Origin of the sequence: Nonomuraea sp. NPDC049158 (assembly GCF_040648335.1) — a bacterium.
Classification (GTDB): Bacteria; Actinomycetota; Actinomycetes; order Streptosporangiales; family Streptosporangiaceae; genus Nonomuraea.
This window is the reverse complement of record NZ_JBEZDM010000069.1, coordinates 22,464-32,066: the sequence shown is the minus strand read 5'-3', so window position 1 is coordinate 32,066 and position 9,603 is coordinate 22,464. Positions and strand designations below refer to the sequence as shown.

The 9,603-nt window shown below is 68.7% G+C and carries 6 protein-coding genes; all 6 read right to left on the bottom strand.

Annotated elements, in window-relative coordinates:
- Positions 1 to 53: 53 nt before the first annotated feature.
- Positions 54 to 3,530: a ThuA domain-containing protein gene (locus tag AB0B61_RS56420; protein ID WP_358450371.1), complete on the bottom strand. Its 3,477-nt coding sequence runs from the start codon at positions 3,528 to 3,530 to the stop codon at positions 54 to 56.
- Between the two features lie 399 nt (positions 3,531 to 3,929).
- Positions 3,930 to 4,763 carry a sugar phosphate isomerase/epimerase family protein gene (locus tag AB0B61_RS56415; RefSeq protein ID WP_358450369.1) on the bottom strand — a complete coding sequence of 278 codons (834 nt, stop codon included), beginning with the start codon at positions 4,761 to 4,763 and terminating at the stop codon, positions 3,930 to 3,932.
- 38 nt (positions 4,764 to 4,801) lie between these two features.
- Positions 4,802 to 5,998: an ABC transporter substrate-binding protein gene (locus tag AB0B61_RS56410; protein WP_358450367.1), complete on the bottom strand. Its 1,197-nt coding sequence runs from the start codon at positions 5,996 to 5,998 to the stop codon at positions 4,802 to 4,804.
- A complete protein-coding gene (locus AB0B61_RS56405; protein ID WP_358450365.1) occupies positions 5,985 to 6,935 on the bottom strand; it encodes an ABC transporter permease in 951 nt (316 codons plus the stop codon). The genes AB0B61_RS56410 and AB0B61_RS56405 overlap by 14 nt, the downstream gene beginning before the upstream one ends.
- The gene (locus AB0B61_RS56400; RefSeq protein WP_358450363.1) at positions 6,932 to 7,945 is read right to left on the bottom strand and encodes an ABC transporter permease; all 1,014 of its coding nucleotides are present in this window, start codon (positions 7,943 to 7,945) and stop codon (positions 6,932 to 6,934) included. The genes AB0B61_RS56405 and AB0B61_RS56400 overlap by 4 nt, the downstream gene beginning before the upstream one ends.
- Positions 7,946 to 9,376 (bottom strand): sugar ABC transporter ATP-binding protein, encoded by a 1,431-nt coding sequence (locus tag AB0B61_RS56395; protein WP_358450373.1) that lies wholly within the window; start codon positions 9,374 to 9,376, stop codon positions 7,946 to 7,948.
- Positions 9,377 to 9,603: the final 227 nt, after the last annotated feature.

The following is a 9,603-nucleotide window of genomic DNA, read 5'->3' as shown; positions in this document are numbered from 1 at the left end:
GCCATGCGCGAGCAGGGCGTGCGGCGCTCCAGGGTCCGGACGTCACATGGCGTTCAGACGCGGGTCCACTTCTGGTTGTTCTGGCCGTTGCACGCCCAGATCTGCACCTTGGTGCCGTTGGCGGTGCCGGCGCCACTGACGGCCAGACACTTGTTCGCGCCGACCGCGGTAATAGTGCCGTCGGCGTTGAGGCGCCACTTCTGGTTGTTCTGCCCGTTGCAGTCCCAGACGATCACACTGGTGCCGTCCGCCGTCCCGGCCCCGTTCACGTCCAGGCACTTGCCGCCGTACACCCGCAGCTCACCCGCCGCGGTCGACGTCCACTGCTCGCTGGGCTGCCCGTCGCAGTCCCAGATCTGCACCTGTGTGCCGTTCGTCGGCGAGGCTCCGTTGAGGCACCGGTTCGACCCCAGACCCCGCAGCGCGCTGGTGCTGCCCGGGGGCGAGCCGTCGCCCTGCCCGACGCCCCTGCCGTTGAAGGTGAACGAGTCCACGTCGAACGCGTTCGCGGACGGTGCCTTGAACACGACGTAGACATTGTGGGTACCACCGGGATCGGTGACATGCACCGCGGGCAGGGACACGTAGGTGTTCCATCCCCCGGTCGCCGGCACGGGGCTGGAGGCGATGAGAGCCCCGGTCGGCGAGTCGGCGTGCAGTTCGATGGACGCCCCGGTGTTGGACGGCGCCGAGACGCGGAAGGACACCGTGTCGATCCCGGACAAGTTGATCGGGCTGAAGGACGTCCAGTCGTTGGTGGAGATGTCGCCGACGCGCCTGCCGCCTTCGGCTCCGGGCTCGTCGACGATCCGGATTCCGGACGAGCCGGTGAAGTGCTCGGCCTGCTTGTGCTTGGGCTGCAGGGTGATGCCGGCGCTGCCCTTCAGACCGCCCTTGTCGGTGTAGTCGGCGGACAGGACGTAGTAGACGTTGGCGGCCTCGTCATGGCCGGACGCGGTGGTCGTGACCGTCCCGGAGCAACCGGTGTACTGGCCGGTGTCGTGGGCGTGCTGGTCATGGCCGAGCGCCGTGATCACGTTGACCTTGGTGCAGTCGACGGCTCCGTCCTCGGGGTCGGTGACGTTCACCGTGTAGGTCACCTTGTCGCCGAAGTCGATGAACCCGCCGTCGGGCGGAGCCGAGAAGACGACCTTGGGACGGCTGTTGCCGACGACGATGGGTAACGTGACGCTGCCCGTCTTCCCGCCGGAGTCCCGTACGGTCAGCTTGACGGTGTAGGTCCCGTTGGCGCTGTAGGTGTGGGACGGGTTGGCGCTGGTGGAGGTCCCGCCGTCGCCGAAGTCCCACGCGTAGGTGATCGCGTCGCCGTCGGGGTCGGATGAGCCGGCCGAGGAGAACGCCACCGTCAGCGGCGCCGCGCCCGAGTCGGGGTTGGCGCTCGCCTTGGCCAGGGGTACGCGGTTTCCGGCGACGTAGTCGACCCGGTAGACGCTGTCATCGGTGTTCGTGTGGCCGAATCCGTTGCCCCAGTCGGCCATGTACAGGGCGCCGTCCGGACCGAACTTCATGTCGATCGGCGCATGCGGGGCGAGCTGTGCCACAAAGGGGTTGATCTTCAGGAGGTTGCCCGAGGAGTCCAGCCGGAACTCCTTGACGACGTTGCGGCTCCATTCATAGAGGAACGGCGTGCCGTCGAAATACTCGGGGAACTTGCGGTCAGAGCCACCGGCCGGGTCGTAGCGGTAGAAGGGGCCGCCCATCGGGGCGGCGCCGCCGCAGCAGTCGATCTCGGGGAACTCGGCCGAGGCGTGGTAGTTGTACCAGACGGTCGCGGGCTTGGCCGCGGGCAGATTGGTCAGCCCGGTGTTGTTGGGCGAGTCGTTGACGGGCGCCGAGCAGTTGAACTTCGCGCCGGAGGTGTTGGTGGCGAAGTTGTAGTCGTTGAACGGGATGTTGTTGCCGACGCAGTATGGCCAGCCGTAGAAGCCCGGCTGCTTGATCAGGTTCCACTCGACGGTGCCCTCGGGACCGCGACTGGGGTTCGCGGCACCGGCGTCGGGGCCGTAGTCACCCAGCGAGATCCAGCCCGTCACCTTGTCGACCGAGAAGCGGAACGGGTTGCGGAAGCCCATCGCGTAGATCTCCGGCCGCGTCTTGGCGGTGCCGGAGGTGAACAGGTTGCCGGACGGAATCGTGTAGGTGCCGCCGGGCTCGGGGTGGATGCGCAGGATCTTGCCGCGCAGGTCGTTGGTGTTGGCCGCGGACCGCTGGGCGTCGTAATGCTCCCGGCCCGGCCGCTCGTCGATCGGGGCGTAGCCGCTGGACCCGTTGGGATTGGTGTCGTCACCCGGGCCGATGTACAGGTTCCCGCCCGGCCCGAACGCGAGGTAGCCGCCGGTGTGGCCGGGCTCGTCGACGTTCCGGTACGCCGGAACCTCGATGATCTTCTTCTCACTCGCCAGGTCGAGGCTGGTGCCGTTGAAGGTGAACCTCGACACCCGGTTCACCTCACCGCCACTGGACGGCGAATAGTTGACGTAGATCCAGCCGTTGGTGGCGAAGTCCGGATCCAGCGCCAGCCCGACGCCACCGTCCTCGCCGCCGTCGTACACCGGCAGGGTGGCGATGACGCGCGTGCCCCCGCCATTGGCGGGGATCAGATTCACCTTGCCCGAGCGCGACATGTAGAAGACCCTGCCGTCGCCGGCCACGTCGAGCTCCATCGGCTGGTCCGGTGCGCCGTCGAGGGTCACCTTCTGGAACCGGGCCGCGACGGTGCCGCCGCAGTCACCCGGCGCCGCACCCGCCGCCCACTTCACCCCGCCCAGCAGGTGCTGCTTGAACAGCGGCTCCGCATAGGAGGACGCCTGGTGGCCCATCGCGGTGGCCCACACCCGGCCGCCCTCCGGGTTGTGGCACCAGGAGATCGGGTGATCGGCGCCCATCTTGTTCGGTCCCGCGTCATAGGTGGTCTCGTCCGCGCTCACCAGCACGTGCACCGAGCCCCGCAGGTTCTTGTCGAAGTTGTACCACTCCTCCGAGCGCACCCACCGATCCGGCAGCCCTTTCGTGGAAGGGTGCACCTTGTCGGCCACCTTGGCGGTGCCCTGCAGGATCGCCGAATGCGCGGTCATGTGCGCGCCGGCCAGGGCAACCTGGTCCCACCAGGGAAACTGCGCCTCGATGTTCATATCGGTGGCGTTGTGGATCGCGACGACGCCGTGGCCGCCGCGCACGTACGCCTGGAAGGCCTGGCGCTGGGCGTCGTTGTCCCACACCATGCCGCTGGTCTGCAACATGATCACAGCGTCGTAGGTGTTCAGGGTCGCGGCCGTGAAGACGGCGGAGTCCTCGCTCTGGTCGAGCTGGAAGTTGTTGTCGGCCGCCATCTGCTGGAACATCGCGACACCGGCGGGGATGGAGTCATGCCGGTAGGCGCCGCTCGCGGTCTTGCTGAACAGCAGCACCCTGAACTGCGGAGCGGCCGCGTGCGCCACCAGCGGCACCGCGGACAGCCACAGCCCTAACAAGGCCGCGGCGAGGGCGGAAAGCAGGCGTGATCTTCGCATGAAGGATCTCCTGGGGGGTTACCGGCAACGGGCGGAGCTGAAGGGTGGGAAGGCATGCGTCGTCTCGGCCGATGCCGATCGTCTTCAGCAGCGGCCCACCCATCGATCCGGGCGGCGGGGCCTGACCATGCGACAAGGTGTCGAATCGATTCGGAACGAAAATAAATCGGGCCAAAGTACGTGTCAAGCATGCTTATCCGGCCGGCGAATCCACGACCACCTTTCCGCTTCCACTGGGCCAGGGCCTCACTGCCTATATCGGGAATCTGCAGGTGCAGGCGGTATCGCCGATGCCGTGCTGTCCCACCGACACCCAATAGGGCAAGGGAAGGCCATTCAATAAGTATGAAACTTTCAAGGCCGGCTGCCGCCGGCTCGCCTAATGAGTCACTGCCTTGATCAGAGGGTGCGCAGGTAGGCAAGGCCGTCCACGGCGAGCGCGTCCTGGCTTCGCGCGAGGGGCCGCCAGATGGCGGCCGCGGTGGCGATGGTCTGGTTGTACGCGGTGAACGACTCGATGACGAGCGGCCCTTGATAGCCGACGTCGCGCAGGGCCCCGGTGAAGCCGGGCCAGTCGAAGCGGTCGGCGCCCGGCGTGCCGCGATCGGTGCCGCACACCTGCACGTGCGCGATCCGATCCGCCGCGGACCGCACCGCCTGGGCGGGGTCTTTCTCCTCGATGTTCATGTGGTAGGTGTCGAGCGCCAGGTGGCAGTCCTCGGGCAGCGCGTCGAGGGCCTGCTCGACGGTGTTGATGAGGCTGGTCTCGTACCGGTTGAGCGGCTCGACCGCGAGCCTCACCCCACGCTCGGCCGCGTGGTCCAGGACGGGCCGCAGCCGCTCACGCAACTCGGCGTAGACCTGCCGGCGCTCGTCCGGTGACAGCCGCCACGTACGGCCGACCGAGGCGTACGCCGGCCCCCCGATCACCGGAGAGCCGACGGTCACCGCTACGTCGACGCAGTACCGCAGATAGTCCTGGGTGTCGCGGACGGTCTCCGAGGGGGCGGCCACGAGCTCGCGCCCCGGCGGCATGACGAGCACCACGGACGCGGCCAGCCCGTGCTCGGCCAGCACCGCCGCGGCCTTGTCCGGGTTCCACTCGCCGGGTTGCTCGACGGGCAACTCGATGACGTCGAAGCCCCACCCGGCGATGCGGGGCGCGAGCCGCGCCAGGTCGTCGTCGGTCAGCGGGGAGACCCAGACCCAGGTGTTCACTCCGATGGAGAACATGGCGTCCCTCTTCGTCGTCGGTTCGCGAAAGGAGCCGATCAGCTCTTCTTCCCGCCCCAGGCCTCCGGGAACCCGGGCAGGTCCTCGCAACCGCACAGCGCGTAGTGCAGCGGCGGCATGTTGGGCTTGAGGTAGGTCGACAGGTTCTCGCTGGTGACCTCCGGCTGGGGCAGGTTCCACATCTTGGGCACTTCCTCGCCCTTGAGGATCTTCAGCGCGGCGATGAGCGGGGTGCGCCACTGGTAGGTCGGGTACGTGGGCGCCACGGCGGTGAGGCCGGCATCCTTCCACTTCTGCAGGAAGTCCTGCTGGTCCTCGCCGTTGATCGGCGGCACCGGCACGCCCGCGTCCTCGAACGCCTCGATCGCCGCCACCGCCGTGGCGCCCGAGTCCATCCAGACGCCGTCGATCTTGCCGTGCCGCTGGATGTAGTCACTGACGATGCTCTTGGTCTTGGCGGCGTCGCCGTCGGTGAACTCCACCCCCACCACCTGGAGCCGGCTCCTGTCGAAGACCACCTTCGCCGCCGACCAGCGGGTCTCCAGCACGTCCACGCCGGGCAGGATGCGCAGCGCCAGCACCTTCCCACCCGCCGGCACCTTCTCGACCAGGAATTCGGCGGCGTCGGCGCCGAAGGCGTAGCCGCCGATGGGCTTGATGAACGTCACCGGGCAGTCCGTCTGCACGCCCCGGTCGAACACGATGACGGGCACCTTCCCGCAGGCGGCCGTCACGGCGGGGGTGAGCGTGGCCGTGGTGTTCGGCGAGACGATCAGCGCGTCGCAGTCCTTGGCCTGCAGCTCGGCGATGTCGGAGATCTGCTTGTCGTCCTTGCCCTCGGCGTCGAGGACCGTGAACTTCTCGATCTCCTTGTGCAGGCCGGCCTCCGCCCGCATCGTCTTCCAGCCGACCTGGCGCCAGGGGTTGTTGACCGCGGCGTTGGAGAAGCACAGGTGGTACGGCCCGTCCTTCTTGTACTTCGCCGTGTCGACCATCTTCGGGGCGATGACCTGCTCCCAGGGCTTGTCCGTGGGACCCTGCGGCGTCTGGGAGCGCATCGCCAGCTGAGCGTCGAAGTCCGCCTGTACGAAGAACTTCGACTGCGCGCCCGTGCCCGAACCCTGAGCGCTCGCGGCCGGCGCCGCGGGATGTGTGGTGGCCGCCGGCTTGTCGGTGGCGCAGCCGGCGAGGACGAGCGCGGCGACCGCGGCGACCGCGGCCTTATGACGCGGCATGTGCGTCTCCTCTTCGGGGGGTGAACTTCCGGGGAAGTCGGATGGCTCCCGCCGCGACCGCGGCGATGATGATGACGCCCTGCACGGTGAACTCCAGCGCCCCCGAGATTCCGTACAGGTTGAGCAGGGTGAACAACGCCTCCAGCGTGAAGGCGCCGGCCATGGCGGCGAGCACGGAGCCGCGGCCGCCGCCGAGCACCACGCCGCCGAGCACGACGGCGGTGATGGCCGAGAACTCCAGTCCCTGGCCCGCCTGGGCCGAGACGCCGGCGAAGCCGCCGAGCAGGATCGCGGCGACGGCCGCGGCCAGACCGGAGAACATGAAGGCGAAGATCTTGGCCCGGTCGACCCGGACCCCGGACAGTGCCGCGGCACGCACGTTGTCGCCGGTGGCGATGAGGGTCTTGCCGAAATCGGCACGCATGAGCCAGATCGCCACCGCGCCCACGGCCAGCAGGATCAGCACCGACCACGGCAGTAGCCCGAGGCCGCCGCGGCCGAACATCCGGAAGCCCTGCGACAGCGCGCCACGCGGCGCGCCGCCGGTCCAGAGGAAGACCGCCCCGCTGAGGACGAGCAGCATGCCGAGCGTCACGATGAACGACGGCACTCGCAGCTTGGTGGTGACCACGCCGTTGACCAGTCCGACGAGGAGCCCGACGACGATCAGCAGGGCGAGGACCGGCGCGGTGGCGGACTCGTCGCCGTCGATGAGCCGCGCGGCGATCACCACTTCGGCCGTCACCAGTGAGCCGACCGACAGGTCGAACTCGCCGGAGACGATGACGAAATACTGTCCCGCGGCGAGGATCACCAGCGGCGCGGCCCGTTTGAGGAACGCCAGGAACCCGGCGGGCTCCAGGAAGAAGGGGTTGACGACCGCGATCGCGGCCAGCAGCACCATGAGGACCGCGAGGATGGGAAGTGCCCGCCTCATGCCGGCCGCCTTGTCCCGCGCCGGGCGTAGACGGCCACCGCGATGACGATGACCACGCCGCGGACCACGTCCTTGCCGAAGGAGTTGATCTCGAGCTGGTTGAAGATGGTGTCCAGGACGGCCAGCAACAGGACCCCGCCCACGGTTCCCGCGACCCCGCCCTTGCCTCCGGCCAGCGCGGTCCCGCCGAGCACGACCGCGGCGATGGACTCCAGGTCGTAGCCCCCGTCCGTGCCGACTGTGGGCGCCCCCGCCCCGAGCCTGCCGGCCAGCAGCAGGCCCGCGATGCCGGCGCAGACCGAGCAGAGCACGTGGACGATCACGATGACACGGCCCGTACGGATCCCCGACAGCCGGGCGACCTCCTCGTCCCCGCCCACCGCGTAGATCCGGTATCCCAGCCGGGTCCTGCTCAGCAGGAACCAGGCCACGACGGCCACACCGGCCCAGAGCATGGCGGAGACGGGGATCGGCCCGATGCGGGAGTAGCCGAGGAGCTGGAACGACTCGGGCACCTTGCCCGCCGGGCCGTCGTACAGGTGGTCCACGATGCCCTTGATGATCAGGGAGACGCCGAGCGTGGCGATGAAGGCGTGAACCTGGAGCCCGGTGATGACCAGCCCGTTCACCAGCCCCACCAGCGCGCTGATGGCCAGCACCGCGGCGACCGCGGGCACGACGTTCCCGTCCTGGCCCGCCATGATCTCCGCCGCGACAAGCGAGGCCAGGCTGATCAGGTACGCCACGGACAGGTCGAGCGACCCGGCGAGGATCGCCAGCGTCTGCCCGATCGCCACGATGCCGAGGGCCGCCGAACGCTGCTGGATCCCGACGACGCTCTCCATGGTGAGGAACTGGTCGCCATCGAGCGCGACGAGGGCCCAGCCGACCGCGACCAGGCCGAGCAGCGCGAGGAACACCACCTGCGTGGGTTCGCGCAACCGCGCCGCCAGGCCGCCGTGCGCCTCGCCGCGGCGGGCGGGACGGCGGCCGCGCACGAGCAGGTTCATTCAGGCCACCTCTCCGGCGGCCAGGCGCATGATGGCCTCCTCGGAGGCCCCGGCCGGCAACGTGCCCGCGATGCGGCCGTCGCGCAGGACGACGACGCGATCGCTCATGACGATCAGCTCGGGCAGCTCGGAAGAGATCATCATGATGGCCATGCCGTCATTCGCCAGTTCGCGCATCAGGTCGTGGATCGCGGCCTTGGCCCCGACGTCGACGCCCCGGGTCGGTTCGTCGAAGAGCAGCACCCGCGGCGCCATCGTCATCCATTTGGCGAGCACGACCTTCTGCTGGTTGCCTCCGGACAGGTAGCGGACCTCCTGCTCCTGGCGCGAAGGCGAGAGGCGTACCCGTTGGAGCAGGTCGCGCAGGCCGTTGCGGTGCCCGGAGCCGACCGCGCGGGCGACGAGCAGGGCGTTGTCGCGCACGGACTGGCGCAATGCGAGCCCTTCGGCCTTGCGGTCCTCGGTCACCAGCCCGATGCCCATGGCCACGCCTTCCCGGACCGAGCGCGGGCGCGACGGGGTCATCTCGCCGGTGGTGAACGGCTCCGCGCCGAAGATCGCTTTGGCGAGTTCCGATCTGCCGGATCCCTGCAGGCCCGCGATGCCGACGATCTCCCCGGCACGCAGTTCCAGATCGATGTCGCGGAGCTTGAGGTTGCCCGCTCCGCGCAGGCTGAGCCGCACCTCGCCGGCTCCCGCCGAGCGAGGCGGGACGTAGGTGCCGAGGTCGCGCCCCACCATCAGGCGGATCAGCTCGTCAGGGGTCACCTCGCCGATCGGGCAGGTGGTGACGCGCGAGCCGTCCTTGAGCACGGTGATCCGGTCGGCGAGATCGAACACCTCGCGTAATCGGTGGGAGATGTACACGACGGCGACGCCGCGTTCCCTCAGCCGCCCGATCAGCCGGTAGAGCAGCTCGACCTCGTGCTCGGCGAGCGCCGCGCTGGGCTCGTCCATGACGAGGAGCCGGGCCTTCACCGACAACGCCTTGACGATCTCGACGATCTGCTGCTGTGCCACCGACAGGCGCTTGACCGCGTCGCGGGGGCCGAAGGGGTCCTCACCCAGCTCGTCGAGGAGCCGCGCGGTCGCCGTCTCCATGGCGGTCCGGTCGACCAGGCCGCGCCTGACGGGCTCACGCCCGAGGAAGACGTTCTCGGCGACGGTGCGCTCGGGCAGCAGGTTGAACTCCTGGTGGATGATCGCGATGCCGGAGCGCTGCGCCTGGAGCGGATGGCCGAAGGAGACGGGGCGACCGTCGATCTCGATCGTGCCCTCGTCCGGCGGGTGAATCCCGCAGATGATCTTCATCAGGGTGGACTTGCCGGCGCCGTTCTCGCCGACGACGGCGTGGACCTCGCCGGCCGTCACGTCCAGGTCCACTCCGGACAGCACCCGCACGCCCAGGAAGCTCTTGCCGATGCCGCGCATGCTCAGCACGCGACCCACCGGCTATCGACAAGCTTCGGGCTTATATTCCTCATCCTGCGGGATGCTAAGCGGGCTTATATCGACGGTCAAGCAAACCTCGCACCCGTATGGGCGGTAATGCCGGTAAGCGGCGCATGATATGTCAGCGATAAGCCTGCTTATGCTTGACCGTCGATAAAAATACCTCATACCATCGCAGATACTTACATACCGGATGCCTTCCGCAT

Coding starts and splice junctions, on each gene's coding strand:
- AB0B61_RS56420 (WP_358450371.1), bottom strand. CDS start 3,530: ATGCGAAGATCACGCCTGCTTTCCGCCCTCGCCGCGGCCTTGTTAGGG.
- AB0B61_RS56415 (WP_358450369.1), bottom strand. CDS start 4,763: ATGTTCTCCATCGGAGTGAACACCTGGGTCTGGGTCTCCCCGCTGACC.
- AB0B61_RS56410 (WP_358450367.1), bottom strand. CDS start 5,998: ATGCCGCGTCATAAGGCCGCGGTCGCCGCGGTCGCCGCGCTCGTCCTC.
- AB0B61_RS56405 (WP_358450365.1), bottom strand. CDS start 6,935: ATGAGGCGGGCACTTCCCATCCTCGCGGTCCTCATGGTGCTGCTGGCC.
- AB0B61_RS56400 (WP_358450363.1), bottom strand. CDS start 7,945: ATGAACCTGCTCGTGCGCGGCCGCCGTCCCGCCCGCCGCGGCGAGGCG.
- AB0B61_RS56395 (WP_358450373.1), bottom strand. CDS start 9,376: ATGCGCGGCATCGGCAAGAGCTTCCTGGGCGTGCGGGTGCTGTCCGGA.